Raw genomic sequence first — 26,682 nt, forward strand, 5'->3', positions numbered from 1 at the left:
AGGTAGAAGAGTTTTGAGCCAGGACCAGAAACATCAAGTGTTGAAGCGTAAGTTGGGCCCAGAGGATTTGCGGCGATTCGAGACTCCTGCGATCGAACGGGAGTCTCACGGGCAAACAAGCGCGAAAAGCTCCGTGCCTGACTCTCTGTCGACCGTGGCAGTCGATTTTGCCGGCGTAACCAAGTCGTATGGGAACAAGATCGTTGTCGACGAACTGTCGTTCTCCGTTGCGTCGGGAGAGTGTTTCGGCCTCCTCGGACCAAACGGGGCGGGCAAAAGCACGATTGCGCGTATGCTCCTCGGCATGACATGCCCTGACGCGGGCACGATCACGGTGCTCGGCGTCCCGGTGCCGGCGCGCGCTCGGCTGGCACGCAGGGGCATTGGCGTGGTCCCGCAATTCGACAATCTTGACCAGGAATTCACCGTACGCGAGAACCTGCTGGTGTTCGGACGCTACTTCGGCATGAGCACACGTCAGAGCGAAGCGGTCATCCCGTCGCTTCTCGAGTTCGCTCGCCTCGAGCGCAAGGCGGATGCGCGCGTCTCGGAACTATCCGGCGGCATGAAGCGATGCCTGACAATGGCGCGGGCGTTGATCAACGACCCCCAGCTCATTGTGATGGACGAGCCGACCACCGGCCTCGATCCGCACGCGCGCCACCTGATCTGGGAGCGGCTGCGCGCCCTGTTGGCACGCGGCAAGACGATTATCCTGACGACGCATTTCATGGAAGAGGCTGAGCGATTATGCGATCGGCTGTGCGTGCTCGAAAAGGGCCGCAACATCGCCGAAGGCGGCCCGCAGGCGCTGATCGACGAGCATATCGGATGCCAGGTCATGGAGATTTATGGCGGCGATCCGCACGAGTTGCTGTCGCTGGTCAAGCCACATTCCCAGCGCATCGAGGTCAGCGGCGAAACCCTTTATTGCTATGCGCCAGACCCTGACCAGGTGCGCACGCAACTGCAGGGGCGAGCAGGTCTGCGTCTTCTTCTGCGTCCAGCCAATCTCGAGGATGTTTTCTTGCGGCTGACCGGGCGCGAGATGGAGGAGTGAACGATGATTGAAGGTTTTGCGGCGGCGCTGCCGGCCAATGCGTGGAACTGGGTTGCGGTATGGCGCCGCAACTATCTGGCATGGAAGAAAGTCGCACTCGTGTCGCTTCTCGGCAACCTTGCCGATCCTATGATCTACCTTTTCGGCCTAGGCACCGGCCTCGGCATAATGGTCGGCCGCGTCGACGGTGCGTCGTATATCGCCTTTTTGGCGGCCGGCATGGTCGCGGTAAGTGCGATGACCGCATCTACCCTGGAAACATTGTACGCGGCTTTCGCTCGCATGCATTCTCAACGCACATGGGAAGCCATGCTGTATACGCACGTTACCCTCGGCGACATCGTTCTGGGTGAACTGGCGTGGGCAGCCACCAAGGCCTTCATGGCCGGTACGGCTATTACCATCGTCACCGCAACCTTGGGCTATGCCGCCTGGCCGTCCGTACTCTATGCGCTGCCAATCATTGCTCTGACAGGGTGCGTATTTGCGAGCCTCGCGATGATCGTCACCGCACTTTCGCCCAGCTACGATTACTTCGTGTTTTACCAGACGCTTGTCCTCACACCTATGCTGTTCCTGTCGGGCGCCGTTTTCCCATTGAACCAGCTGCCTGGCGCCTTTCAGCAGATAGCGCGATGCATGCCGCTGTCACATGCGATCGACCTCATTCGTCCGGTTATGCTTGATCGCCCGATCAGCGGCATCGCCCTGCACGTCGGTGTGCTCGGCCTGTACGCGCTGTTGCCATTCTTCCTCTCGATGGCGCTGTTGCGCCGCCGACTAATGCGCTGACGAAAGAGAGTGAGATAAACAATGCGCTACGGACTTCGTGCTGCAAATAAAAACGACATCGCCAGCGGAAATCGGCATGCCACCCAGGGTCTCCGTGGCATCCACTCAAAATCTCTCAACGTTATGGAACGCCCGGGACCTCGATCACAGGATCTCATGTTGATCCAGGCGTAAGAGAATTTCTTTGAGGTTGGTGATGTCTGACTGGCGTTCGCGGCGGCGAACGACAACGCAGCCTGTGTTTTTGATCAAACGGCCTTGAGACAGGCCAATTCAGTCTTCCTGTACGATAAACGGAGAGCGAGATGCTGTGTCTAGGATTGAGCGGCGGATTAGACAAAGTCTATGAAAACCGATTCCAGATTGCGAATACATTCATGCACGATGGCGCTGCGGTGCTCGTCCGAGACGGACAGGTCATCGCGGCCGTAGAAGAGGAGCGCCTCAATCGGATCAAACACTCCAACAAGCTCCCAATCAGTTCGGTTCAATACTGTCTTTCAGCCGCTGGGGTTCAGCTCAGCGAAATCGATCATGTGGCGTACTACGCTACCGAAGCCTATTGCAACGCCATGCTCGAAAACATGCTTGCTTCCGAGCCGGACGCCTCCATTCCGTTGGATGCCAAACTTTTGGTGCAGCAGCTGTTGGCGCAGGAGTTCGGTAGCGAGCTCGACCCTTCGCGTATCTCATTCGTAAGTCATCATCAGGCGCACGCCGTGAGTGCTTTTGCAATGTCGGGCTTCGAGCAAAGTCTGATTTTCGCGATTGATGGCTCTGGTGATTTCCAGTCGGGTCTTGTGGCGGTAGGATCTGGTGCTGAAATTTCGCAACTCGCGACTTTCCCAGAGAACAATTCCCTTGGGCTATTTTATCTCGAGGTGATCCGGTATCTCGGCTACGGCTTGTTCGATGAATATAAGGTAATGGGGCTTGCCCCCTACGGCGATCCCGTTCCCTATCGCGAGCTTTTCGAGCAGTTCTATGAACTGTCTGCAAACGGCGAGTATCGCGTCCACCTGGACCGCATCGGTCCGACTTTGCTTCGCACCATTCAGGTCCGGCAAAAGGGAATGCCATTCACTCAGCAGCACAAAGATGTGAGTGCGTCGCTACAGGAAGCACTCGAACGCATCGTGTTTCACATTCTTCGGCATCATCGTGAGGCCACAGGGATGACGCGGTTGTGCCTGGCCGGCGGCGTTGCGCACAATTGCTCCATGAACGGCAAGCTGCTTTATTCAGGCCTTTTCGAAGACATCTTCGTGCAGCCCGCATCGCACGACGCTGGCTGCGCATTGGGCGCTGCACTCATCGTGTCTGGTGAGCTGGGCCGCCCCGCGCCGCGTGCGCGATTGCAGGAGGTTTATTGGGGGCCGGATCTCGCGAGCGATCATGCTGTGGAAGAGGAACTAAAGGCATGGGCGGGGCACCTGGAGTTTGAACGCACTGAGGAGGTGGCGGATAGGGCAGCCGAGTGGATGGCCGGTGGCGCCGTGATCGGATGGGTGCAAGGTCGTTCGGAGTTCGGGCCGCGCGCGCTCGGAAATCGCAGCATTCTTGCCGACCCCAGGCCCGCCACAAACAAGGACCGGATCAACGCTATGGTCAAGAAGCGGGAAGGGTATCGCCCGTTCGCCCCATCAGTGCTGGAGGAGGATGCGCGCGAATTTTTCGACCTCCCAGGCAGTGCGTGCGAATTTCCCTTCATGAATTTCGTGGTCCGTGTGCGCGACTCCAAGCGTGGTTTGCTCGGCGCCATCACGCACGTCGACGGTACGGCTCGGCTGCAAACAGTATCGCGCAAGGCCAGTCCGGCCTACTGGGACGTCATCAATGCCTTCAAGCAGCGCACTGGCATCCCAATTCTGCTCAACACGTCCTTTAACAACAATGCCGAGCCGATCGTGGATTCAGTTGCAGACTCGATTGCCACGTTCCTGACGACAGGGTTGGATGGACTTGTGGTCGGGCCGTTCCTCGTCAAAAAACGGGCCACAACGCTGGAGGATTGGACTGCGCTCGCGGTTTCATTGCCGCCTTATGTATCCCTGTATAAGGTCCGCGCTCACACGGCGCTGGATCGCCAGGAGACCATCTGCGAAATCCGAACGGATCACTCCAGCCGTGACGGTGTGCGTATTTCACATGACTTGTTCGATCTGCTGACGCGAATCGAGGGCGAAGCCGTGCTCGCGGATCTCCTCGATACAATTACGCTGGATCAGGCCCAGCGCGAGGCTCTCACAGGAGAACTGCGACGGTTGTGGGAGCAGCGCCGCGTTCGGATGCGTCCCTCGCAAGCTGCTCGCGTCCATCAAAACTGATGCCAAAAGCTGGACGACAGATAACAGTTGCCGAAACACCGGTCTGTCCAAGCATCTTCATATGACTGTGCCCAGGCTGCGAGCATGCATAACGCCTATGGCAGTCGAGGATCAGTAATGGATTTGCTTGCCGGTGGCTCAAGACAGCACCAATTCGTCGTTTCTCGACGGCGGACCCGGTTCGGTGACTGCCTATGGTCTCCGGCATCAGCCTGGTGTTACGCATAGCGGACGGGACGTGCGAGCGGGCTGCGCCGGCTCGCGGGATAAGGCGGCGGCCCTACGGCGCGCCAAGCCGGCATATTCGTCGTTGAGATGCTTTTGGCAAAATGCGTTGGTGAGGCGACGATCATGTCTTAGCGCGCCTTGACCCTTCGGCCCCCTCGTTGGCGATGCCCGACATCTCCTTTCGGGCAATCGCCTGATCGGGATGCGAGTCGAGGAAGGGGAGCTCACCTAACCCACGGCCGAATGCCCGTCGCGCACCTACGCGATCGCAAGCGCCGTGGTGCTGTGCCATTCCATGCGAAGCGTGAGAGTCCTTTTCAGCCCGCGCAGAACCAGGTAGGAGGACATGGTCGAGAGCGCCGCGCCGGTGATGTAGCGCAAGCCCGTTTCGTACAGCGTGTGGAGGCTTCCGCGTCGCCGAGGATTGCGCCGCCAAGGCGGCGGCCTCAATCGCCGCAACACTTTCGATCGTAGGTCGAGCTCAGGAAGACGCGTGGTTGACCGGCATTGGGAAAACCAGCCGGATCGTAGCCGTGATGGATCGCGCGGGTAGCGAAGCCGAATTTGGCATCGTTCGCAGATGTGCCACTTTCCGGTCTTGGGTTGCGGTCTCGGGCATCGGCTTCAGACGTGCCTTGGCTTTCGGAAGGAGTGGCTGCAAACTGGTTGATATGGAATGTCCAGTTGGCAGGAAAAGAAATGGTCCAGTCTCCAGGTCCCGGTGCTTCAACCCGCTCGCATGGCATGGGCGCGCGCCAGATCTACGAAGCGCTTCGCGAGCAGATCCTCAGAGGCGTTTACGGCACCGGAAGCCAGCTGCCGTCCTCCCGTGGTCTCGCCGAGGAACTTGGAGTCTCGCGAACGACCGTCACCGTCGCCTACGAGCAGCTGGCCGCGGAAGGTTTCATCGACATCCGTCAAGGCGCGCGCCCTCGTGTCGCATCCTCACTGCTGGGACATGAGCTGGCCGCCAATCCCCCAAAACGGTTCGGCCCGGTTCACTTGTCAAGCTATGGCGAACGGCTGCTTGGCACTCCGCGCTGGCCGGATTACCTGCCGAACACGCTGAAGGTTGATTTCCGATATGGCGTCCTGGCGCCCTCAGATTTCCCCGCATCGGTTTGGAAGCGCGCGATGAACGCGGCGATGGCGCAGCGGCCGGCACGGCTCGCCTATGACGATCCGTGCGGTTCGAGCCGGCTCCGCCAAGCGCTTCAGGGCTATCTCTGGCGCGCCCGTACTGTGCGCTGCGACCCCGAGCAGATCGTCATCGTCAATGGTTCGCAGCAGGGCCTCGATCTCTGCGCGCGCCTGCTGCTCGACCCCGGGGACAGCTTCGTCATCGAGGACCCCTGCTACAGGATGGCGCGCCAGGTCTTTGCCAGTACAGGTGCCACGCCCGTTCCCGTCGAGGTTGACGATCACGGCATGCAAACGGAGCAACTGGCGGGGGTCGCGGCCCGGCTGGCCTATGTGACGCCCTCGCATCAGTTTCCGCTCGGCGGCGTCATGCCGATCCCGCGGCGGCATCAGCTTCTGGAATGGGCGCGGGATCAGGGCGCCTATGTCATCGAGGACGACTACGACAGCGAATATCGCTACGATATCAGCCCCGTTCCCCCGCTGCATAGCCTCGAGGATCATGGGGCCGTCATCTACCTCGGCACCATCTCCAAGACGCTCTCGCCGATGCTGCGGATCGGTTATCTCGTCGTCCCAGCGGAATTCCTGCAGGTTTTCGAAACCGCCAAGCAGCTTGCCGACCGGCATTCTCCGATGGCGGGGCAGGAGTCATTGGCCTCTCTGATCGAGAGCGGTGGCTATGAAAGCCATGTGCGCCGCGTGCGCCGCATCAACGGCGAGCGCCGGGAGGCATTGCTGACCGCCCTGAAGCGGAGTTTTCAAGGTCGGATCGCCGTCCAGGGGGCAGAGGCTGGACTGCACGTCGTCATATGGTTCAACGACCTGCCGCGATCGCGTGAAACGGCGTTGGTCGAAGCTGCCCAATACGCGGGTCTGGGTCTGCCCCCGATTTCGCCGCTTTATCATCGGCAGTCGGGAGCAGGCGAAGCCGACCGCGTCGGGCTTGTCATGGGCTATTCCGCCCTGAGCATCCGGCAGATCGAAAAAGGCGTCGAGATGCTGCGGGACGTCGTCGCTCGACTCTGAGACGCTGACGGTTCCGCACGCGGGTTAGAACGCATTCGCGGCCGCTCATCGTAAACAGTTCATCCTTGAAATAGTCGCGCGGCCGGGCGACGGCCGCGCTCATGGCCGGCTGACTAAGGTTGATGCTGCTGCCGCCGCCGTGAGGTTGCACGCGATCCAAGCCTTTGTCTCATCTATCCGCAACGTGGATGCTTGTCATCGAAACAATCGATTTTGCCGATTCGACAGAACGTCCCATAGGAAGAATTCAAGGATGCAGCCCTAAGGAGATTGTCGATGCATGCGTTGGCTCCGAGGAGCATTTTCTGGTGTGTCCCTCCTGGTCTGCGCCGAACATCAAGCGAGCCGACCCCCTTTTCGACCAGGTACATCGGTGATCGGCGCAAGCTGCATCGCGTCGGCTCTTCGCGACAAGCTCCCCCCGATAGCGTAGGCCCCTACCTCAAGGATCGGGGTTATGCCGATTGCGAATGGCCGACCGGTACAACAATTGACCGCAAGGGTTCGCAGCTATGAGACGTCTCGATGACAGATGGAAGGTGCAGAGTGAATGCGCTGACGGCACCGGGCGTCGAAGCGTTTATCTGACGTTTGACGACGGTCCCAATCCATGTTTCACACCACAGATACTCGATGTGCTGGCGCAAAATCGGGTGCCAGCGACATTCTTCGTCATTGGTGCTTACGCCGCAGAGCATCCGGATCTCATCCAGCGAATGATCGCAGAAGGGCATGAGGTAGGCAACCACACGATGTCTCATCCGGACCTGTCCAAATGCGGTTTGGGCGAAGTGCAACGTGAGGTATCTGAGGCGAACCAGGCCATCATGCTGGCATGCCCGCAGGCCTCGATCCGCTACATTCGCGCGCCATACGGCGCCTGGAGCGAAGAAGTGTTCACTGCCTCAGAGATCGCGGGGCTGGCGGCCCTTCATTGGTCGATCGACCCAAGAGACTGGTCGCGCCCCGGCACCGACGCGATCGTCGATGCAGTGCTCGCCTCGGTACGCCCCGGCGCAATCGTGCTCTTGCACGACGGATGCCCTCCCGACGAGTCGACACGGAGCACTCAAGCCAGTCTGCGCAACCAGACCGTTATGGCGCTGTCCAATCTGATTCCTGCATTAGATGCCTGCGGATATGAAATTCGCTCGCTTCCAGAACATCACTGAAATGCGAGATCCCATGGACCTGCTTTCCCAGCCAGTACCTGTGTGGTCTCGCTTATGAAGGCTTACAGGCCGTTTACGCCCTGCGAACAAGCACTTCGTCGACATCGGACGAACTGGTCGGCTCCGACAGTTGGCTAGACGTCTGTTGTCACCTGCTACGATGAGGACCCGCGCACGCTCTCGGCATGACATGGCCCAGCACCGCCGGTAGGTTCACTCTTCGACGATTGTTGAATGTATGGTTCACTTCGCGTTGGATCGATTTCATTGGGCTTGTCACAGGCTCACATAGCGCGACCCTGCGGGATCGCTGGCTGCGTCCGAAAGGTTTGGCAGGCAATTCGCATACCGTGACCGGCACCGGGGATTCCGGTGCTCTGATCCGGCGCGCGATGCCATCTTTCACCAACTGGACTACCTCAATAGCTTCTGACTGGCTGTTTCCAGCAGGCCAGCTTGCCGATACCTGACTTGGTAACGCAAGGAGTTTCGCGATGTACATCCCTCCCGCTTTCCGCGACGACGACAAGGAATGCCTGCGCGCGACCATTCGCGCGGCGCTGCTGGCGAACTTCGTTACCGTCACGGCGGAAGGGCCGCTCGCAACGCCACTGCCCCTCTTCCTTGACGAGAGCGAGGGCGAGCACGGCGTGATCTACGGGCACCTGGCGAAGGCCAATCCCCAGCGCCGTGTTCCGCCGCTGGGCGACGGCTTGGCCATCTTCATGGGGCCGGACGCTTACGTGACGCCGGCATGGTATGCGACCAAGCGGGAAACCGGGAAGGTCGTCCCGACCTGGAATTACGTCGCCGTCCACGCCTATGGCCCGGTCGAGTTCTTCGAGGATGCGGGAAGATTGCTGGACGTCGTAAATCGGCTGACCGACCACCACGAGGGCGAGCGCGCCTCGCCTTGGGCGGTGTCGGACGCGCCGCCGGATTTTATACAGGCGCAACTCCGCGAAATCGTCGGCCTGCGCATGCCAATCACGAGGCTGGAGGGCAAGCGCAAAATGAGCCAGAACCGGAACGCGGCCGACCGCGCTGGCGTGGCGGCGGGCCTTGCGGCGAGCGAGCGGGCATCTGACCGCGACGTCGCCGCTCTCATCCCAAAATAATCATGAACTTCGTCGGAATCGACCATCATGCCAGAACTGACCCCACTCGCCCTGTACCTCGCCGCGGCCTCCGTGCTCGCCATCACCCCCGGTCCGGGCATCTTCTACGTTGCCGCGCGCACGCTCGCCGGTGGTCGTCGGGAAGGTATCGCTTCCAGCTTCGGCACGGGGTTGGGGGGCATGATCCACGTCCTCGCCGCAAGCTTAGGTATTTCCGCGATCGTGCTCGAGAGCTCGGAACTGTTCTCCGCATTAAAGCTGTTCGGCGCGGTCTACCTCGTCTGGCTCGGCTTTCGCACCTTTCAAGCCGCCCGCCTCAAGGGAGCGACTGGCGGCGATGACGGCGCCGCAGTGGGTCCAGTCGGACCCCGGCGGGCGTTTCGTGAAGGGGTACTGGTCGAGGCGCTCAACCCGAAGACGGCAGTCTTTTTCCTCGCCTTCATTCCGCAGTTCGTGAATCCGAGCGCAGGGCTCGTAGCTCTGCAATTCGTGGTGCTTGGCTCCGTGTCCATTGCGCTCAACACGCTCGCCGACATCGTGGTTGCCGTCGTGGCCAGCGGCATTCAAGACGGCGCGGCAGCGCGTCCCGGGTTGATCCGCCCCCTGAGGGAGGCGTCAGGTGGCGCGATGATCGCGCTGGGCGTCGGCCTCGCTCTGGCGAAACACCCTGCTGCCTGACTTTGGCGGGTACCTTGCGGAAGCAGTTGGATGGCTGCGAGCGAGTTCGGTCATTGCACCTATTTAACCATGTCTCAGGAGGCGCGGCACCGCCGTTTGGGTGAACGTCGGCTCATAAATGAGAGAAAAACATAGCGTGAGAGAAACGTGAGTACGACTGCCTCGCCTCGCTCATGCCCATCATTTCGGACCTCGCGAATCAACGCACGGTAGAAGCCAGTCAGCCGAGAATGACGCCCGTTTCATGGAAGGAAAGCCAAGCCATGCGCGAAGCATCGCCCCGCTTTGCACTCGATTATTTGGCGACGCCCGGACTTGACGTCAGGGCACTTTTCGCTTTTGCCCGCGACCAGGGCCTAACCGATGTCCAGATCCGCAGCCAACCGGGCAGCAATGCTATTGCACGCGGCATGCCGGCGGCGGACGTCCGGTCTGCGGCCGCCGACACAGGCGTTGGGATTATTTCCGTCAATGCCCTCCAGCGCTTCAATGAGTGGATCCCCGCCCGCAGGGCCGAGGCGAGCAAGCTCGCCGATTATGCAGCGGCCTGCGGAGCCAAGACGCTCATGCTAGTGCCGGTCAACGACGGCTCCTGGCCCGCCAATGTCGAGCGCCGGGGCGATCTCCGCGTCGCCTTGAAGGCGCTCAAGCCGATCCTCCAGTCGCGCGGTCTGATCGGTCTCATCGAGCCGCTGGGCTTCCGGACCTGCTCGCTTCGATCGAAGAACGAAGCGGCTAAGGCCATTGCCGCCATTGATGGCCAATCCGTCTTCCGCCTCGTGCACGACACGTTCCACCACACGCTTGCCGGGGAGACGTTCTTCTCCTCCGAGCTGACCGGTCTCGTCCACATTTCAAGCGTGAACGATCCGATCCACTGGATTTACCCGGATCGCGTCCTAGTCGGTTCCGACAATGGCAGCCAGATCCGGGCGCTGCTTGATGGCGGCTATGGTGGGCCCTTCTCATTCGCACCGTTTGTCGATGCAGCCCACCCGCTGGACGACCTCGCAGGCGCACTTGCCGCGAGCATCGCTCTCTTCCGACACGGGCTATTGACGCGAGTGCCGGCGTGAGATGCGGAGTAAATTAGGGCTGCCTGGGGCGCCTTTTGGCGTCCCCCGGAGAAGTCATTCGAGACGCCTCCTGTAGCAATATCTCTCGCAGCCAGATGCTTGCCGGATCACTGTTGTGAAGGGCGGGCCATTGAACGGCCTCGGTGAACGTGGGTAGTGGCAGCGGAAGGTCGATGATCCGCAGGGGAAAGGTTTTTTTGAAATGCTGAACCAGCCGGAAGGGCATGGTCGCTATCCGAGCTGTGCCTGAGACCATCGGCGGGATCATGCTAAAGGCCTGCACAACGATCTCAACACGTCTCTTAAGACCATGCTCAAGAAAAAACTGTTCCTCGATGGAGGGCTTCAGCGTCCGCCCGAACTTGACCGCAACGTGCCTCATCGACATGTATCTCTCGAATGTAAGCTGCCGTGGCAGCTGCTTGTTCGTGGAGCAGCCCACGCACACGAGCGTGTCGTCGAACAGCGCCGCTCTTGGATGGGCACTTGACATGAACAATTCTGGAAAAATCAGAAAATCGACGTCACCGCGCCGGAGAAGCTCATCGGGGTCGTCGTCTATAGGCAACAATTCGAAGCTGACGGCGGGTGCTTCGCGTGCAACCCGCTCCACGACCTTTTCAAAAAACACGAGTGTGGCGAAATCGGAAAGAATGATCCTGAAACGGCGATCGGATTGAGCCGGATTAAACGGATCCCAAGAGATAATCGAGCACTGGATTTTTAGCAGTGCGCTGCGAACTGCGGGGGCGAGTGTTTCCGCACGCGGGGTTAGAACGCGTTCGCGGCCGCTCGTCGTAAACAGTTCATCGTTGAAATAGTCGCGCAGCCGGGCGACGGCCGCGCTCATGGCCGGCTGACTAAGGTTGATGCTGCTTGCCGCCGCCGTGAGGGTCCGCTCGGTCAGCAGTGCGTCGAGCACGACGAGAAGGTTCAGATCAAGGCCCTTGAAGCGCATCTTTCACTTATCCATAGCGTGGATGCTCGCGATCTAAACAATCGATTTTACCAAACTTCCAGGGCGCTGCATAGATGACCGCACTTTACATGCGCCCGATCACGCCACTGCTTCTGCAGCGTGTGCTGGGAAATGACTTGTAAGTAGCCGATCATGTCGAACTCTCCGCCTTCTTCCAAAAGGCCTATGGGCGACAGGGGCTTTCAGGCGGTTGTAGCTGGGCCGGTGCAGGGCCGAAGGTTCGCGCAATCGGCTCTGATGTGCACGGCGTAGCAGCTCACTAGGACCTGCTGCGCCATTTCTTCACGGTTGGCGAGGTTGATTTCTTGGGAGGCGAACTCGGATCGTACAGGATGCATCCGGATCTTGAGAGACACGGAATAAGTCATTCTATCCGCATCATGCGGCCGGTGCTGCAGCAGCGTGGCATTCCATTCGCTTTTGGCATGGTTCGGCACCCGTTGCGAAACCATCTTGAGAGGTTCTGCAGAGACGGCCAGACGACCATAGTGCCGGGCGTTCGCATCGCCACACATGATCGCGACCACCAATGCGCTCGAGGTTTGCGATCAGGCACTGGGATTTTGTCCGCTCGGTTGCAGCCAATCGGCCCTCCATACCACGCCGCGATCCGCGTGATTTTCGATCCTTTGCACCGCGCTCGCCGTGCCCAGAAACGGCAAGTAGCAACTGCAACAGATAGGCTGGAGTCTGATGCTTGATCACATAAGAGCCGGAGCGAAGGGACGCGGCTCGTGCCCAGCAGGGACAAACAACCGAGACCTAAGCTTTGATTTCGCCAAAGGTATACTCATTACTTTGGTGATAATTGGGCACCTGTTACAATATTTAATCTACCAGGGCACCGACGCATTCTGGCTGTCGCCGTATTTCAAGTCGATCTATATGTTTCATATGCCTCTCTTTATGGCGATAAGCGGATATCTTTCTTCTGGGGCAATTTTGCGAAAATCGTTCACCCAGGGTGTCGGTGAGCGGGCAATGCAGCTAATACTGCCAATGCTTTTTTGGTGTATGTTGATCTGGACGCTAAAGTTCGTAGTGATTTTTCCTACGAAGAGTTTAACCGACACATTGCTGGACTTGCCGACGGAAGTTATTGGAACCTACTGGTTCATATGGGCGGCATTTATTTCGTTCATTCTGATTAGAGTTCTTACAACTTTCAACCGTCTATCGATATGGATCATAAGCGCATCTGCAATTGCGGTCGCATTCGCACCCATCACGTTATCAATAACCCCGTTGTTAAAATACACCTACCCATTTTATTGTTTAGGGTTCCTGTTTGCCCAGCCGATCGGATGGCAGAATGGCGTCATCTGGCGTTACAAATGGATTTTTGTTGTCTTACTTTCGATAGCGGCTTTCATATGCTTCCTCGGGTGGGGCAAGGAGACTTATGCCTACAATAATCTCGTTTTAATTCATGATGAACAGTCAGCTAAACAAGTTTTTCTGATGTTCTCTGGCTCTTTGGCGGCTTCTGCAGTAGCAATGCAGTCTATGTTCCAATGCTGGAGACTTGTCTATTCGACTAGAGTAGCTCGCTTCGTCGCGGTGCAGCTTGGTCAGAGCACGCTGCTGCTTTACCTGGTCCAGGGTGCCGTGTTTCGCCTCATGGATTTGATACAGTTTGGAGAAGTCTGGAATCTCACGACCAGAATCGCCTTCGCAACTGTGCTTGGAGTGGCGATTGTCGTCATAGCGATGGCAATTCGCAGGATTGCGCGCAACCTCGGATATGTGTCGCGGATCGTTGTCGGAGCGCCGCCACGCCCAAGTCTGCTCAAATCTCAATCTGTAATCAATTAGTCACGTGAAAAATTCGCATCTGTAATCGACATGTTTCATAGCTCCGGACCTATCCGATCGACTGTTGTACCGGTCGGCCATTCGCTCATCGGCCGCGCTATCCCCATAACTACGACGAGCACGTCCTCCACGCGCGCGGGCGGCAGGTCGGGACACAACACCTCTGAGTGGGACCGTAAACGAGCGCCCATAATGGTCACGATGACAAACAACCACGTTACGGACAGATGAGGCATGCGTTTCAAAGGCCTTGATCTGAACCTTCTCGTCGTGCTCGACGCACTGCTGACCGCGCGCAACCTCACGGCCGCGGCAAGCAGCATCAACCTTAGTCAGCCGGCCATGAGCGCGGCCGTCGCCCGGCTGCGCGACTATTTCAACGATGAACTGTTTACGATGAGCGGCCGCGAACGCGTTCTAACCCCGCGTGCGGAAACACTCGCCCCCGCAGTTCGTGGCGCACTCTTGCACATCCAATGCTCGATTATTTCTTGGGATCCGTTTAATCCGGCTCAATCCGATCGCCGCTTCAGGATCATTCTTTCCGATTTCGCCACACTCGTGTTTTTTGAAAAGGTCGTGGAGCGGGTTGCACGCGAAGCACCCGCCGTCAGCTTCGAATTGCGGCCGCTCGACAACGACCCCGATGAGCTTCTCCGGCGCGGTGACGTCGATTTTGTGATTCTTCCGGAATTTTTCATGTCGAGCGCCCATCCAAGAGCGGCGCTGTTCGACGAGACATTCGTGTGCGTGGGCTGCCCCACGAACAAGCAGTTGCCACGTCAGCTTACATTCGAGAGATACGTGTCGATGAAACACATTGCGTTCAGGGTCGGCGGTGCCCAGATGCCATCCATCGAGGAACAGTTTTTGCTTGAGCATGGTCTCAAGAGACGTGTTGAGATCGTCGTACAGGCCTTTAGCATGATCCCGCCGATGGTCTCAGGCACAGCTCGGATAGCGACCATGCCCTTCCGGCTGGTTCAGCATTTCAAAAAAACCTTCCCCTTGCGGATCATCGAACTTCCGCGGCCACTACCCACGTTCACCGAGGCCGTCCAATGGCCCACCCTCCACAACAGTGATCCGGCAAGCATCTGGATGCGGCAGATAATGTTGCAGGAGGCATCCCGCATGTGAAGTCGCGGGCACTCCTGGTCTCAGTCTAGATTTACTCAGCGCCTCATACGGGTGCGAACCGGCGTGCAAAATTGGGTCTGACGCACATTCGATGATTTTGCATGACGGCGTGCCACGTGTTTCCCCACGCTGGCAGCCGGCAACACCAAAAACATGAAGTGGAAGAAGTACTTTTACCGCAAGCTATGCGAGGCTGAAGGTTTTCGCCATGCGCCGCACCGAATTGCGGGGATACTGAGCGTGAGATAACTCGTCTCGTCCTCCTGCCGAATTCCGGTAAGCCGCCTTACCAAGGGCAGGCGGCGCTTGAGAGTCCGCCGCTGGAAATCCGCCGCGCGGGGCTGTCGACGTTCAATCGCGGCTGGATCACAGTTGGTGAATACAACTACGATATCGCCGAACGATCCTCTATTTCGGGCCGAATCAGAAGCTGCGGGGCATGTTCGGCCCCGAGCTTCATGTAAGAGATCAGGCGCGCGATCCGCCCGATGCTCGCCGCAAGACAGAGCCGCATAGACCGCACGTTCTGACCGTTAGCAGCGGCCTTTGTGGCCACGTAGCGTGTTCTCGCCTGTTGGAGGATCTTTCAGAATTCAGATGGTTATACCCACACTGCAGCGGCATTCTCGCCATGCCAGAGCGGTCGACGGCGAGGCGGTCCGGTTCGGTCCCGCACTCTTAGGTTCTCTCGTCGGCACCATCATTCGAAACGCCCCCGCCGGTCGAAATCGACCGGACAACAGCGTCCGATCACCCGGAGACGAGGCCTGCAACCGCCAAAAATCGTGCGTAGGATCGCACCGCGCGGCTGATGATTGCATCTTCCCGCGCTGCACTGATGGCCTCTCTGTCAGGTGGTCTGAGGTTCGCGCTTCGGGCCGAGCAAGAACACTGTCAGGGCGCCGAGGAACGAGGCAACGGCGCTGTAGGCAAGGGAACTGGCGACGCCGGCATTGTCCATCAGTAGTCCGCCGAAAATCGCGCCCGCTGCGATGGCCACCTGGAACGTTGCGGCCATCAGCCCACCGGCGCTTTCGGCCTGCTCGGGAGCGGCGTGCAGCACCATCCATGTCTGCAGTCCCACCGGCACCGCGCCGAAGGCAAAGCCCCATACGGTAACCGCAATCGCCGTGGCCCAAGCCGATGCTCCCAGCGTCAGCAGCGAGACAGTGGCCATCGCTATGAGCAGGGGCGGCAGGGCCGCGGCTGCCTTGAGGCTGTGCTCGGCCAGGAATCCGCCGGCCAAATTGCCGAAGAAGCCGCCGATGCCAAAGACGAGCAACACCAGCGAGATCGTCTCGATATCAAGCGCGGGAAACTTCTCAAGGAAGGCGCGGATATAGGTGAAGCCGGCGAAGTGCCCGGAAGCGACCAGCAGGACGACCAACATCGCGACTTTGATCATCGGATTCTTGGCCACATCCAGCAGACTGCGGAAGCTGGCCACTCCAATCGGAGGCAGCCTCGGAATGGTTATGAGTTGCACTACCAGCGTAACGGCGCCGACGACCGCAGCGATCATGAAGGCGGTTCGCCATCCCCAGATATCGCCGACATAGGCGCCGATTGGAGCCGCGCAAACGGTAGCGCAGGTAACGCCGGTGAGGATGATCGACATGGCGCGCCGCAGGAGGTGACTTGGAACGAGCCGCATCGCCAGCGCTGCCGAAATCGACCAGAACCCTCCGAGTGCTATGCCGAGCACGACGCGGGCGGCCAGGAGAACCGGCAGCGACCCCGCGACGGCCGATAGAACGTTCGACAGGATCAGCAGCAGCGTCATCGCCCATATGACGATCCTGCGGTCCAGGGGCCTTGTGATGACGGCCATCGTCGGCGCCGAGATCGCCCCCACGATGGCGGTCGTTGTCAGCGCCTGTCCAACTGCACCCTCGGTGATAGAGAGATCATGCGCGAGCGGCGTCAGCACGCTGGCAGGCAGAAACTCTGCCGTCACAAGCCCAAAGGTGCCTAAGGCAAGCGAAATGACTGCACCCCATGCGGGACCAGACCGTTGATCTGGCTGTTTTGGGTCATGCAGAACTCCGTCCATGAAGCCCGTAGCGGATTCGGTCATCAACAGGGTCTCCAGTTTGGATGTGCTGCAAACTCGGGTTGCTGCGTTGACCCGGATTAACGCCAGAAGCGCCATTCCCTGCGGCATTGCACGGACGAGGGGATGTTCATCGCTTCGCGATATTTTGTGACGGTGCGGCGCGCAAATCGATGGCCCTTTCCTTGGGCCGGACGACGATGTCGTCGTCGGAAAGCACGTCATCTTGCGATTCGTCGGCGATTGTCGCCTTGATCCGATGGCGGACAGCTTCGGGGGGGACCGCGCGTCGCCACCTTGGGAGGACGCGCTCGCGACGGTGAAAAAATACTTCAGTTCGAACACTTCGCGCGGGGTCTGCATGTATGTGTTCGACGTCACCCGGCTTACCGTCGCCTGATGCACGTTGATCGCGTCGACGACAGTCCTGGGCCCGAGAGGCCGCACTTGGTCGATGCCGTGTTCCAAAAAAGGCATCCTCCTGGCGGAGGCGGGTAAGCGACAATTGGGCGAGCGCCACGGCTCCGTCAGTCTCGAACCAGCCATAGCAAATCAGATACCGGAGGAGGGACGTCTGGAGGGGACGTTCGGCGCAAACGTGCACGGTCTCCTTGGGCGCTTGTATGGAACTTCGCGTTTTTGCCATGGTTCTGTTCATAGCTTTCTACGTGCTTTGGTGGGCTCTAACGGATAACAGCAAGCGCTATGCCATTTCACTTGGGGGCACCGAATCGGACTATCTTTTGCCGAAGCCCTGTCGGCTTGAGCAGGGGCGCCGTGCCTTGACCGAGACCGAGCGCGCCGCACAATCGCGTGGTCACCCGGACCGAGCAAAGGTGCTGTACTGTCGGAGTAGTCAGAACTTCCGCACCGGCAAGGGAAGGCGAAAACCGTTCCGGACGGGCCGAGCCGATGCATTGCCGCACGCCGGCATCGACCGCGTAAGGCTTTGTCTCTAGCGTGTAATTGCGTGCGCAGGCTGCGATCTGCGAAGACGCGGCCGTCGCGCCTACGATCGCGCTGTTGCTGCTCCCCCTGTCGAGGAAGGCCTTTGACACCTTCGAGCTCTTCAGCACGGCGCGCCGGTCTCCACGCCGTGAGGATCGAGTCCGGCTGGGCGTCACGGCGTTTGCATGATTGAGATTCCTTGATTTGCTCCCTCGTGCGCGCCTATCCGAAAACATTGTTGTGTCCCGAAGGCTGACAAGAATGTCGCAAGCGCGACCAAAAGATCGCCACGGCCCACAGGGGCAATTGCGACCAGTGGCCTTCTTCGGAAATCGGCGGAGCAATACCCTTTCCTCGTCGACTTCGGACGCGGGCTCAGCCGTGCCCGCCGCGCCGCTAGGAACGACCTAACCTTGGCGGATGGCGGCTGGCCGATCACCCGGGTATGTCCGCGTCGATAAAAGAAAAGCGTCTGGTCTCAGCCAGGCGGACCTCGCGAAGGCCATCGGTATCAATGTGGTCGAATTCCTCGATCACGCCGAGACGATCGGTTTCGCTCCAATGGAACCTGCTGGCGCGGATTCGACCAAGTTCCCAACCGAAAACAAACGAAACGCGGCGGCTTCCGACCGCCGATCAATGGGCCAAGGCCCGGTCGCTGTTACCCTCGAATGAGTCCGCCATGCCGAGGCGGCTCGTCGATAGCCGCGGGTTGGCGCCTCTCCGGGGCGCGTTGGCTGCACATTCCGCCCCCTTGGACCCCGCCTCCAGCAACAACCTCTGGCCGCCAAAGCTCGCCCTTGTCAGTACTCGATTACCACGCCGAGATGCCTGCTGGGGCTCCCGGTGCACGGGCACATTAATCGATCCGGCACGGTGTTGAGCGTGCGGAACCCGCCGCACGCGTTCTGATTGCTTGTTGTGCTCAACCGATCACGCGACCTGTCCCCACGCGTCTTGAGGGCCATTCCCCTGCGGCTGGCTCATTGACCTATGGGCGGTTCCAGCCCGCCCGAGACCCTCGCCACCAGCTTTTTTCCCCGCCGCATGACGCGGCTTCCTCGCGCCCGCTTCGCTTCAAAAAAGCTGCCCGCTCGGGTCCTTCGCTGCCGCTGCGGCCCTGCCGGGTTCGGGCGGTCCGGACGCGCCCATCACGGTCCGCCATCGCAGGGGAATGGTCCCCGGCGACAGCAAAAGGAGACAGGAAAATGACCGCGATCGGTTACGTCAACAAGCAGGAAAACGGCAGCTACAAAGGCCAGCTCAGGACGCTCAGCGTCCGCGCCGACATCGATATCGTGCCCAATCGGAGCAAGTCCGCCGACAACCATCCCGACTTCCGGGTGCTGACGCAGGGCGTGGAGGTCGGCGCCGGCTGGATCCGAACCGGGGAGACTTCCGGCAACGACTATGTGAGCTTGTCCATCGCCGCACCGGAGTTCGGTCCGCGTAAGCTCTACGCCAATCTCGGCCGCGCCGCCGGCCAAGACGATCAAGACACCTACGCCGTCATCTGGAACCCGGCCGACTGACCGGCCGGCTCAAGCCCTCGCGCCGCAACTCGGCGCGGGGGTTCCCGCCGACGCTCGCCCGAAGGGGCGGCGAAAACTCCCACCCGACTCTTCGCCCGTCCCCACGACGACCTCGTTCGCCGATCCTCGCGGTCGCTTGTCCGAAGCGAAACGAGGACCATCATGGACGACGAAAACGACCGCGCGGCCCGCGCCAAGAAGGGCAGTCCGTTTCTGAACACCGCGCAGGCTGCCTTCTATATCGGCCTGTCCCAGCGCACCCTGGAAAAGATGCGGCTGACCGGCGGCGGCCCGAAATACCGCAAGCATGGCCGCTATGTCCGCTACCACATCGACGAACTCGACGACTGGTCGAAAGGCCGCCCGCCAGAACCTGGCTCCGACGATGACAAGGGCGGTTCCGGCTCAGCCGACGAGGGAGACCGCTCATGAGCCGGCGGCCTTCCATCCATCTGATCGGCACCCGTTTGCGGCGCGTTCGGGCGCGCAAGGCAATCGCCATCGCCGCGATTGGCCTGAGCCTGACAGGCTTCACGGCGCTCCCAAAGCCGTCTCCCTTGCTGGTCTGGAACGCCTCGGCTAGCGCGCCGGTCGGTCTCTATCGCGTTGGGTCTGGCACGCCTGCGCGCGGCGATCTTGTGCTCGCCCGCCCGCCTGGCTTCGTTGCCTATCTCGCCGACCAACGCGGTTATCTGCCTCGCAATATACCGCTGGTGAAGCGTCTCGCCGCGCTGCCGGACGAGCATGTCTGCGCCTTTAGTAATGCCATCATCATAGGCGGCGAGATCGTCGCCCGTCGGCTCAAAATCGACACGCAAGGCCGTCCGCTGCCCTGGTGGAACGGCTGCCGAGCGCTCGCCCATGACGAGGTTTTCCTGCTCGGCAACGAAAAAAATCACTCCTTCGACAGTCGCTATTTCGGGCCGGTGCCGGCCGAAAACATCATCGGGAGGCTGGTGCCGCTATGGACCGAGTGACCCTCCTGATGCTCGGCATGATCGCCGTCGCGCCATGCGCCTGTTCCGCCTCGACCGGCGCTGAGCCAGCCGTCATCTCCCAAAGTCCGCAGCTGCAACGATGGCAGCACTTCGTATCGGAAGCAAGCGCACGCTTCCACATTCCCCAGGCCTGGATTTGCGCCGTCATCGATGCCGAAAGCCGCGGCAAGACCGTCCTCGATGGCCGTCCCATCACCTCCCGCGCCGGCGCCATGGGCCTTATGCAGGTGATGCCCGGCACCTATCAGGAGATGCGCGTCGAGCACGGTCTGGGAGCCGACCCGCACGATCCGCGCGACAACATCTTGGCCGGAACCGCCTATCTCAGCGCCATGTATAAGCGTTTCGGATTCCCCGGCCTGTTTGCCGCCTACAACGCTGGACCCGAGCGCTATGAAGGCCATTTGAAGCTTCGAACGCCGCTGCCGAAAGAGACCGTTGCCTATCTGAAACAGCTTGAGGCGACGGGGATTTCGGCGGCCGACATGAACGAATTCAAAGGCCAATCCACAACTTCAAAGGGGCGGAACGCTCCCTCCGGACGCTCTTTGTTCTTCCTTCGCGGCGGTGTTCGCGCCGGTGAAACGAATGGCGGCCTTTTCGTGCCGCTCGGCAGGGATCGCGCGCGGCCAAAGAAGCACAATGGCTAGCGATGTTGAGGGCATCCGGGAGGGGCCAGGGACGCTTAAGGCGAGGGGCGCGTAAGGCAAGATAAAGGCACCGCCTCCATGAGGCGGCGAAGCCTTTGTCTGCACATCCTTTTTGCCGGAGGCTGCCGGCGGCGCCAGGAGGGTGGGCCAGCGAGACCCAGGTTTCGCTTGAATTTGCCCGGAGGCTGGTATGCAGGACGATGAGTTCAGGCCGAAGCTCGGCAAGATCGGCTCGCGTGGCTCGAAAGCCGGCAAGCGCTATGCCGGCCAGGTCAAGGCAGCGATCAACCGAGCCGGCGGCCGCCTCCAGCGCGGCGGTCGCTTCACGGGGAGCCGGACAGGCCGCGGCGGGGCGGCGGCCGCGCTGCTCAAGTCACGCGACCGGTATGCCGCCTTCCGGCAGCGGCGGGTGATGGTCAAGGCGCGGATAGTGAAGCTGGCCGGCAAGGGTGCGGACGGAGCGCGTGCGCATCTGCGCTACATCCAGCGCGATGGCGTCACCAGGGAAGGCGAACCCGGCAAACTCTATGGCCCCGGCAGGGATCGCATCGACAGTAAGGCCTTCGTCGATCGCGCAGATAGCGACCGGCATCAATTCCGCTTTATCGTCGCACCGGAAGACGGCATTGAGTATGACGACCTCAAGCCGCTGACGCGGCGGCTCATGGCGCAGATGGAGGAGGATCTCGGTACGAAGCTCGACTGGGTTGCCGTCGACCATTTCAACACCGGCCATCCGCACACCCATATCATTGTCCGCGGCAAGGATGATCGCGGCGAAAACCTCGTCATCGCGCGGGAGTATATTTCGAGCGGCATCCGCGAGCGGGCGGCCGAACTGGTGAGCCTCGACCTCGGTCCCCGCACCGACCGCGAGATTGAACAGCGCTTGCGCCAGGAAATGGAGCAGGAACGCTTCACCAGCATCGACCGGCAGCTGCTGCGCATGCGCGATGAGGAACGACTTGTTTCTACGAACGGCCGCGACGCCTTTCGCCAGACGCTGCATCAGGGCCGTCTGCGCAAGCTCGAGCGGATGGGCTTAGCCGAGGAGGTCGACCCGGTCCGCTGGCGCCTGGATGATGAGCTGGAAGCCACCCTGCGCCGCACCGGCGAACGCGGCGACATCATCAAGACCATGCACCGCGAGCTGACTGGCAAGGGGGTCGCTCGCAGTGCCGCCGATTACCTTGTCCACGATCGACGTGAAGAGCCCTCCCCACCGGTCGTCGGCCGCCTCGTCGCGCGCGGGCTCGCCGACGAAATCAACGATCGGCATTACCTCATCGTCGACGGCGTTGACGGCAAAAGCCATTGGGTAGACATCGGCAAAGGCGAGTTGACAGAACCGACGCCCGACGGCTGCATCGTGCGTGTCACGTCGAGGGATACCAAGCCCAGGCAAGTCGACCGTACAATCGCCGACATCGCTACCGCACACGGCGGCCGTTACAGCGTCGATATGCACCTCAAGCATGATGCGTTCGCCACCGAAAGCTTTGCCGAGACGCATATCCGCCGGCTGGAGGCGATCCGGCGCTCCACCGGCGGCGTGGAGCGCGAGCCGAATGGCACTTGGATCATCGCGCCGGATCATCTCGATCGTGTCGCGGAATACGAGCGCCTGCGGGCCAGGGTCGAGCCTGTGATAGTCGAGAAGCTCTCATCAATGCCGCTGGAACGCCAAGTCAGCTTCGAAGGCGCCACCTGGCTCGACCGGAACCTGGTTGCCGAGAGACCGGAGCCGTTGCGCAACTCAGGCTTCGGGCATGAGGTGCGGGAGGCGCATGCCCGTCGGCGGCAGTGGCTGATCGCGCAAGGCCTCGCGCACGAAGAACAGGACCGGGTCGTCTATCGTGCCAACATGATTTCGATCCTGCGCCAGCGCGAGCTGAACCGTGTCGCCGGCCAGCTGTCGGATCAGCTCGGTCTCTCGTATGCCGAAGCGCAGCCTGGAGATCGAATAGAAGGCACGCTGCGCCGATCCGTCGACCTTGCTAGCGGCAAGTACGCTGTCATCGAGAAGTCGCGAGAATTCACGCTGGTGCCATGGCGACCAGTGCTTGACCGACATCTCGGCAAGGAGGTTTCCGGTGTGGTGCGCGGGGAGGCCATCTCATGGACCCTCGGACGGCAGAGGAGCGGACAGAGCGTTTCGTAGTGGCGGCGCGGCGTGAAAGGAGGTACTGCACGTCTCATCGAAACCGTGTCACCTTTGAACCGTCGTGGCAGCCTCAAAACCGAACGTTAACGGGCTTCGAATGACAATAGGATCGTCAGGAGAGGGGCAGCTTTTTGCACCCTGCCTCTGGCGCTGGTTGCCAATTGGCTTATCATTAATGGGAAACAGCGCCGCATTGGGGACGAGTCGAGCGCGGAAGGTAACGGAACAATGGCGCGAACCGGCATCGCACGGAAGGATGACGATCTTGGCTTTTCCAGCGACCGTGCCTCGCTGCCGCTTCAGGCGCTTGTCGCCGAGGCGCGGGCCCAACAACAGAACGGAATCGCTGAGCGACTAGTCGACGCGATCGACGCAGATCGTAGGAAGAGGTCCAGTGCGCCGAGAATGCGTGAATACGCCATCCCGCCAGAATTGAGTGACGCACTGGTCGAGCTCAAGCCGAGCCGTAGGCTCAAGGATCTCGTCCTTGCACCGGAGACGTCGGGGGAAATCCAGGAATTCATTGACGAGTATTCGGAAATCGGATTGTTGCGGTCCCACGGTCTCGAGCCGCGGCATAAGGTGCTGTTGGTCGGGCCGCCCGGGACGGGCAAGACCAGTCTCGCTGAAATACTCTCGCACGAGCTGCGGCTGCCATTTTATGTCGTCCGGTATGACGGACTTATCGCCAGCTATCTCGGCGAGACCGCATCCCGCCTTCGCCGGCTCACTGATTTTGTCGCCGGGCAGTCCTGCGTGGTGTTTTTCGACGAATTCGACACGGTTGGCAAGGAACGGGGCGATACCCAGGAGACCGGAGAAATCAAGCGCGTCGTGAGTTCGCTTCTGTTGCAAATGGATGCGATACCGACGAACTGCGTGATTGTGTGCGCCACCAATCACCCCGAGCTCTTGGACCGTGCCGTGTGGAGGCGCTTCGAGCTTCGAGTGGACGTGCCACTTCCACGTCCGCAGGAAATATCCCAGTGGTTTCATCGGCTCCGGAAAGACTACGGTGACTCTATTGCCTTTATTGAGGAAAAATTCGTACGCACATTGAACGGTCTGAATTTCTCAGATATCGAAGCCTTCACTTTAGACGTGAGAAGGAAGGTCGTTTTGTCTCGCGGAAAACTTGCCGCCGACCAAGCGCTGCTTGAAGGTCTGGCCAAGCTCCGGCGGAAACGGTCAATTCGGGGGGGGGCTGAAGATAGTAGACCGGCCGATCATACGCATTCGCCGAAGCGAAAACGTGCTCAAGCGCTTAAAGGGGAGCCGAAAGGCTCGCTTCCCGAGGGCTCGCTCCTCTGAGGAACAATCCAGGAGGCTAGCTCCGGGCATCGCCCTTCTAAAGGAATCACTAGAAGCTGGGGCAACCACGAATGCAGCGTTCGCTTCTCCCGAACGTGCCTTGGTGTTCGAAACCATCGGTCCGGTCGAGCGGTTCGTTGCGGCCGCCGAGCAGCTTGGATTCGAGTGGCTGACCGAGGACTATGTCGGCTCAGACCCCGACCCTGTCACCGATGACGATGCGGACCAGGACGACGCGGGAGATGCCGACTCCGCTATGTCTCGCCTCTACCTCACCATGCCGACCGAAAACGGCATGCGCCAGCTGCTTGCCATGTGGCGGCGGTTCGAGTCGAAGCTATCGCCTCGCGAAGACGAAAAGGATTGGTGGAAAATATTCGGCTACCTTTCCAAAATCCGGGTGTGGAATGCTTCTGACAGGGTTGAACCGGCCACCCAGTTCTTCATCCACCGCCGTCTCGCGAAGGATCCGCAGGCGCCGGTGCGGCTTGAACTCGATCTGTGGTTCCACGAGAACGAGGAACTCCGCAAGAATGCGAAGCAGGCGCTCGAGGGCATTCTTTCAGCGGTGGGTGGCCGGATTGTCGATTTCGTGACGATCGAGCCCATCCGGTACCAAGTGGCACTGATTGAGGTCCCGGCCCAACAGGCTAGCGCGATTAGTTCCCGCACCGGGCGCTTGGCCAATGCCGACCCGATCATGTCGATCCGTCCCCAGTCGCTATACGCCACCAGGCCCCTCTCCGAGCCGGATTCTGCGGTGACTAGCCTGCGTGAGGGCACAAATGACGGACTGCGTCCCGCGGTGGCCGCGATCCTGGATGGATACCCAATGCAGAACCACCGCCTTCTGGATGGGCGGGTGGATGTCATCGAGGTTGACGTGCCGAGCGCCTGGGTTCCCGTCGCTCGGCGATATCATGGTACTGCGATTGCTTCCCTGATCATCCACGGCGATCTAGCAAATGGAGAGGCGCCACTGACGAGAAGCCTCAAGGCGGTTCCTGTCCTGGCCGCACCCCAGCATCTTAATGACGAGCGTACCCACCAGGACCTTCTTCCTATCGGCATCATCTATCGGGCGGTCTTTGCCCTGAAGGACGAGCACCAGCAGGCTGGGCCGGCGGGGCCCGATGTCCTGATCATCAATCACTCGATCTGTGACGCAGAAGGGCCTTTCGTGCGTCGGCCAACTCCCTGGGCGCGACTGCTTGACTGGCTATCGCACAAATACGGCATCCTGTTCGTCGTCAGCGCCGGAAATATAACAGCACGGTTTCCCTCCGGATATCCGGATCAGGCATCGTTCAACGCAGCTTCGCCCCTGGAACGACAGATCGCGCTCATTCGTGCGGTCGAGGCAAGCAAGGGCATTCGCGGTCTGCTCAGCCCTGCCGAGGCCATGAATGTCCTAAGCGTGGGTGCCGTGCATGCGGACGGGGCGGGCGCCTGCCCTTCGGACACTATCGACCCGTTCGCGCCGATTGGCGTTCCAAATCTCGGATCGGCGATCGGCCCCGGGATCAACCGTTCACTCAAGCCGGATATTGTGGACATTGGAGGTCGGCAGGTCGCAAGGGCGGCCGATCACGCCGATGGGCACCTCGTCTGGCCGGACGAGATCGGACACATTGGCCTGGAGACGGCAGCACCCGACCCTTCGGCAGGATCTGTTACGCGTACCCGTCGCTCGACCGGTACGAGCAACGCAGCAGCTCTCGTAACGCGTTCGGGTATCCAGATTGTCGATGCTCTTGAGGAGGTGCTGGCCGAAGACGGGGTCAGCCTGCGGGATTTCAAACGGGCGGCTCTCGCCACGAAAGCATTGCTGGTGCACGGCTCCCAGTGGGGCGATGCCGGTACCTTGCTGGACGCCTCTTATCCACCGCCGGGCACGAAACAATGGCGGCGGCGCAGGGCAACGGTCACGAAATTCCTAGGATACGGCAAGCCGACGGTCGAGCGGGTGATATCAGGTGCGGTCAACCGTGTCACCCTGCTTGCCGATGATGAGATCAGCCACGAGCAGCTTCACGAGTACCGCATTCCAATCCCAACCAGCATGATCCGCTCAAGGGAGATCCGTAGGATCACGATGACGCTCGCATGGCTGCCCCCAATTCATCCAACCTCCATCGCCTATCGAGGTGTGATGCTGGACGTCGTCGACCAGGACGGAAAGCGTAAGTTCTGGCGAGGTGTGAAGACGATCATGCAGCCCCATCCGGATGATATAAGGCGCGGAACCGTGGCGCACTTCATCCTTGAGGGAAGCAACAGCACTGCCTTCATGGACTCCAGCGGGCTGTTCATAGGAGTCCAGGCGCGCGCCAACCACCGGAATTTCCAGCAGGCTGCGGTTCCCTATGCGCTCGCGGTGACGTTGGAAGTCGGCGCCACCGTGCGGGAGGATATTTACGCCTCCGTTCGCGAGGCCATCCGGCCAAGGCCGCGCGTACGTGCTTGAAAGGG

Annotated in this window: 22 protein-coding genes and 4 pseudogenes; 20 read left to right on the forward strand and 6 right to left on the reverse strand. The window is 60.3% G+C overall.

From position 1 onward, the window contains the following. Nucleotides 1-37: 37 nt before the first annotated feature. The 4 genes from nodI to ACLGL5_RS12480 all read left to right on the forward strand — a co-directional run bounded on the left by nodI (nt 38) and on the right by ACLGL5_RS12480 (nt 4,407). Nucleotides 38-1,060, forward strand: a complete 1,023-nt coding sequence (gene nodI, locus ACLGL5_RS12465) for a nodulation factor ABC transporter ATP-binding protein NodI (protein ID WP_006328887.1) — start codon at nt 38-40, stop codon at nt 1,058-1,060. A gap of 3 nt (nt 1,061-1,063) precedes the next feature. Continuing rightward, complete coding sequence (locus ACLGL5_RS12470) at nt 1,064-1,852, forward strand: ABC transporter permease (RefSeq protein WP_010913823.1); 789 nt, start codon at nt 1,064-1,066, stop codon at nt 1,850-1,852. Nucleotides 1,853-2,157: 305 nt separating this feature from the next. After that, the gene (locus tag ACLGL5_RS12475; RefSeq protein ID WP_069091162.1) at nt 2,158-4,179 is read left to right on the forward strand and encodes a carbamoyltransferase family protein; all 2,022 of its coding nucleotides are present in this window, start codon (nt 2,158-2,160) and stop codon (nt 4,177-4,179) included. 117 nt (nt 4,180-4,296) lie between these two features. Continuing rightward, complete coding sequence (locus ACLGL5_RS12480; protein WP_083246576.1) at nt 4,297-4,407, forward strand: nodulation protein NodZ; 111 nt, start codon at nt 4,297-4,299, stop codon at nt 4,405-4,407. 258 nt (nt 4,408-4,665) lie between these two features. Here ACLGL5_RS12480 and ACLGL5_RS12485 read toward each other — a convergent pair whose 3' ends face one another. Then, nucleotides 4,666-4,788: a PLP-dependent transferase gene (locus ACLGL5_RS12485; RefSeq protein ID WP_245307051.1), complete on the reverse strand. Its 123-nt coding sequence runs from the start codon at nt 4,786-4,788 to the stop codon at nt 4,666-4,668. Between the two features lie 318 nt (nt 4,789-5,106). Here ACLGL5_RS12485 and pdxR point away from each other — a divergent pair, with 318 nt between their 5' ends. Next, nucleotides 5,107-6,576, forward strand: a complete 1,470-nt coding sequence (pdxR, locus tag ACLGL5_RS12490; protein ID WP_069091163.1) for a MocR-like pyridoxine biosynthesis transcription factor PdxR — start codon at nt 5,107-5,109, stop codon at nt 6,574-6,576. A 22-nt stretch (nt 6,577-6,598) separates the two neighbouring features. Here pdxR and ACLGL5_RS12495 read toward each other — a convergent pair. Continuing rightward, nucleotides 6,599-6,759: pseudogene (locus tag ACLGL5_RS12495) on the reverse strand (LysR family transcriptional regulator); the annotation flags it as partial. A gap of 329 nt (nt 6,760-7,088) precedes the next feature. Here ACLGL5_RS12495 and nodB point away from each other — a divergent pair. From nodB to ACLGL5_RS12515, 4 genes are all read left to right on the forward strand, one after another. After that, the gene (gene nodB, locus ACLGL5_RS12500; protein WP_069091164.1) at nt 7,089-7,748 is read left to right on the forward strand and encodes a chitooligosaccharide deacetylase NodB; all 660 of its coding nucleotides are present in this window, start codon (nt 7,089-7,091) and stop codon (nt 7,746-7,748) included. A gap of 494 nt (nt 7,749-8,242) precedes the next feature. Continuing rightward, entirely contained in the window at nt 8,243-8,866 is a 624-nt protein-coding gene (locus ACLGL5_RS12505) for an FMN-binding negative transcriptional regulator (RefSeq protein ID WP_494372914.1), read from the forward strand. Nucleotides 8,867-8,893: 27 nt separating this feature from the next. Continuing rightward, on the forward strand, nt 8,894-9,544 hold the full coding sequence (locus tag ACLGL5_RS12510) for a LysE family translocator (RefSeq protein WP_069091166.1): 651 nt from the start codon (nt 8,894-8,896) through the stop codon (nt 9,542-9,544). 263 nt (nt 9,545-9,807) lie between these two features. After that, nucleotides 9,808-10,620 carry a TIM barrel protein gene (locus ACLGL5_RS12515; protein WP_245307053.1) on the forward strand — a complete coding sequence of 271 codons (813 nt, stop codon included), beginning with the start codon at nt 9,808-9,810 and terminating at the stop codon, nt 10,618-10,620. Nucleotides 10,621-10,633: 13 nt separating this feature from the next. Here ACLGL5_RS12515 and ACLGL5_RS12520 read toward each other — a convergent pair whose 3' ends face one another. Further along, nucleotides 10,634-11,578, reverse strand: coding sequence for a LysR family transcriptional regulator (locus ACLGL5_RS12520; protein WP_436175696.1), 945 nt, complete (start codon nt 11,576-11,578; stop codon nt 10,634-10,636). A gap of 206 nt (nt 11,579-11,784) precedes the next feature. Here ACLGL5_RS12520 and ACLGL5_RS12525 point away from each other — a divergent pair. After that, nucleotides 11,785-12,300, forward strand: a pseudogene (locus tag ACLGL5_RS12525) (GNAT family protein); the annotation flags it as partial. Then, nucleotides 12,293-13,414 (forward strand): nodulation factor fucose acetyltransferase NolL, encoded by a 1,122-nt coding sequence (nolL, locus tag ACLGL5_RS12530; protein WP_069091169.1) that lies wholly within the window; start codon nt 12,293-12,295, stop codon nt 13,412-13,414. The pseudogene ACLGL5_RS12525 and the gene nolL, both read left to right, overlap by 8 nt. A 35-nt stretch (nt 13,415-13,449) precedes the next feature. Here the strand turns inward: nolL and ACLGL5_RS12535 are convergent, their stop codons facing one another. After that, nucleotides 13,450-13,737, reverse strand: a complete 288-nt coding sequence (locus ACLGL5_RS12535) for a GNAT family protein (protein WP_085987813.1) — start codon at nt 13,735-13,737, stop codon at nt 13,450-13,452. Here ACLGL5_RS12535 and ACLGL5_RS12540 point away from each other — a divergent pair. Both ACLGL5_RS12540 and ACLGL5_RS12545 read left to right on the forward strand, forming a co-directional pair. Next, a complete protein-coding gene (locus ACLGL5_RS12540) occupies nt 13,649-14,554 on the forward strand; it encodes a LysR family transcriptional regulator (RefSeq protein ID WP_172352351.1) in 906 nt (301 codons plus the stop codon). The genes ACLGL5_RS12535 and ACLGL5_RS12540 overlap by 89 nt on opposite strands. 111 nt (nt 14,555-14,665) lie before the next feature. Next, nucleotides 14,666-14,781, forward strand: a pseudogene (locus tag ACLGL5_RS12545) (nitrogen fixation protein NifQ); the annotation flags it as partial. A gap of 623 nt (nt 14,782-15,404) precedes the next feature. On the opposite strand, the gene ACLGL5_RS12550 reads toward ACLGL5_RS12545, so the two are convergent. Beyond that, nucleotides 15,405-16,631 carry an MFS transporter gene (locus ACLGL5_RS12550; protein WP_069091172.1) on the reverse strand — a complete coding sequence of 409 codons (1,227 nt, stop codon included), beginning with the start codon at nt 16,629-16,631 and terminating at the stop codon, nt 15,405-15,407. A 56-nt stretch (nt 16,632-16,687) separates the two neighbouring features. Then, nucleotides 16,688-17,078, reverse strand: a pseudogene (locus ACLGL5_RS12555) (RNA polymerase factor sigma-54); the annotation flags it as partial. 1,685 nt (nt 17,079-18,763) lie between these two features. Here ACLGL5_RS12555 and ACLGL5_RS12560 point away from each other — a divergent pair. The 7 genes from ACLGL5_RS12560 (at nt 18,764) to ACLGL5_RS12590 (ending at nt 26,677) form a co-directional block, all read left to right on the forward strand. Beyond that, the gene (locus tag ACLGL5_RS12560; protein ID WP_006328923.1) at nt 18,764-19,087 is read left to right on the forward strand and encodes a DUF736 domain-containing protein; all 324 of its coding nucleotides are present in this window, start codon (nt 18,764-18,766) and stop codon (nt 19,085-19,087) included. 162 nt (nt 19,088-19,249) lie between these two features. Then, complete coding sequence (locus ACLGL5_RS12565; RefSeq protein WP_069091175.1) at nt 19,250-19,519, forward strand: helix-turn-helix transcriptional regulator; 270 nt, start codon at nt 19,250-19,252, stop codon at nt 19,517-19,519. Further along, nucleotides 19,516-20,064 (forward strand): S26 family signal peptidase, encoded by a 549-nt coding sequence (locus ACLGL5_RS12570; RefSeq protein WP_069091176.1) that lies wholly within the window; start codon nt 19,516-19,518, stop codon nt 20,062-20,064. Before ACLGL5_RS12565 ends, ACLGL5_RS12570 begins: the two co-directional genes overlap by 4 nt. Beyond that, a complete protein-coding gene (locus ACLGL5_RS12575; protein ID WP_069091177.1) occupies nt 20,052-20,735 on the forward strand; it encodes a lytic transglycosylase domain-containing protein in 684 nt (227 codons plus the stop codon). Before ACLGL5_RS12570 ends, ACLGL5_RS12575 begins: the two co-directional genes overlap by 13 nt. A 190-nt stretch (nt 20,736-20,925) precedes the next feature. Then, nucleotides 20,926-22,896 carry a relaxase/mobilization nuclease RlxS gene (gene rlxS, locus ACLGL5_RS12580; protein ID WP_069091178.1) on the forward strand — a complete coding sequence of 657 codons (1,971 nt, stop codon included), beginning with the start codon at nt 20,926-20,928 and terminating at the stop codon, nt 22,894-22,896. Nucleotides 22,897-23,127: 231 nt separating this feature from the next. Next, nucleotides 23,128-24,210 (forward strand): AAA family ATPase, encoded by a 1,083-nt coding sequence (locus tag ACLGL5_RS12585; RefSeq protein WP_069091179.1) that lies wholly within the window; start codon nt 23,128-23,130, stop codon nt 24,208-24,210. Nucleotides 24,211-24,313: 103 nt separating this feature from the next. Further along, on the forward strand, nt 24,314-26,677 hold the full coding sequence (locus ACLGL5_RS12590) for a S8 family peptidase (RefSeq protein WP_245307253.1): 2,364 nt from the start codon (nt 24,314-24,316) through the stop codon (nt 26,675-26,677). Nucleotides 26,678-26,682 lie beyond the last annotated feature (5 nt).

The organism is Mesorhizobium sp. U510 (assembly GCF_059180695.1).

Bases quoted from the DNA above. Each gene is read 5' to 3' on its own strand.
- ACLGL5_RS12470 (WP_010913823.1), top strand. From the start codon at position 1,064: ATGATTGAAGGTTTTGCGGCGGCGCTGCCGGCCAATGCGTGGAACTGG.
- ACLGL5_RS12475 (WP_069091162.1), top strand. From the start codon at position 2,158: ATGCTGTGTCTAGGATTGAGCGGCGGATTAGACAAAGTCTATGAAAAC.
- ACLGL5_RS12480 (WP_083246576.1), top strand. From the start codon at position 4,297: ATGGATTTGCTTGCCGGTGGCTCAAGACAGCACCAATTCGTCGTTTCT.
- pdxR (WP_069091163.1), top strand. From the start codon at position 5,107: ATGGTCCAGTCTCCAGGTCCCGGTGCTTCAACCCGCTCGCATGGCATG.
- nodB (WP_069091164.1), top strand. From the start codon at position 7,089: ATGAGACGTCTCGATGACAGATGGAAGGTGCAGAGTGAATGCGCTGAC.
- ACLGL5_RS12505 (WP_494372914.1), top strand. From the start codon at position 8,243: ATGTACATCCCTCCCGCTTTCCGCGACGACGACAAGGAATGCCTGCGC.
- ACLGL5_RS12510 (WP_069091166.1), top strand. From the start codon at position 8,894: ATGCCAGAACTGACCCCACTCGCCCTGTACCTCGCCGCGGCCTCCGTG.
- ACLGL5_RS12515 (WP_245307053.1), top strand. From the start codon at position 9,808: ATGCGCGAAGCATCGCCCCGCTTTGCACTCGATTATTTGGCGACGCCC.
- ACLGL5_RS12520 (WP_436175696.1), bottom strand. From the start codon at position 11,578: ATGCGCTTCAAGGGCCTTGATCTGAACCTTCTCGTCGTGCTCGACGCA.
- nolL (WP_069091169.1), top strand. From the start codon at position 12,293: ATGCTTGATCACATAAGAGCCGGAGCGAAGGGACGCGGCTCGTGCCCA.
- ACLGL5_RS12540 (WP_172352351.1), top strand. From the start codon at position 13,649: ATGCGTTTCAAAGGCCTTGATCTGAACCTTCTCGTCGTGCTCGACGCA.
- ACLGL5_RS12535 (WP_085987813.1), bottom strand. From the start codon at position 13,737: ATGCTGCTTGCCGCGGCCGTGAGGTTGCGCGCGGTCAGCAGTGCGTCG.
- ACLGL5_RS12550 (WP_069091172.1), bottom strand. From the start codon at position 16,631: ATGACCGAATCCGCTACGGGCTTCATGGACGGAGTTCTGCATGACCCA.
- ACLGL5_RS12560 (WP_006328923.1), top strand. From the start codon at position 18,764: ATGACCGCGATCGGTTACGTCAACAAGCAGGAAAACGGCAGCTACAAA.
- ACLGL5_RS12565 (WP_069091175.1), top strand. From the start codon at position 19,250: ATGGACGACGAAAACGACCGCGCGGCCCGCGCCAAGAAGGGCAGTCCG.
- ACLGL5_RS12570 (WP_069091176.1), top strand. From the start codon at position 19,516: ATGAGCCGGCGGCCTTCCATCCATCTGATCGGCACCCGTTTGCGGCGC.
- ACLGL5_RS12575 (WP_069091177.1), top strand. From the start codon at position 20,052: ATGGACCGAGTGACCCTCCTGATGCTCGGCATGATCGCCGTCGCGCCA.
- rlxS (WP_069091178.1), top strand. From the start codon at position 20,926: ATGCAGGACGATGAGTTCAGGCCGAAGCTCGGCAAGATCGGCTCGCGT.
- ACLGL5_RS12585 (WP_069091179.1), top strand. From the start codon at position 23,128: ATGGCGCGAACCGGCATCGCACGGAAGGATGACGATCTTGGCTTTTCC.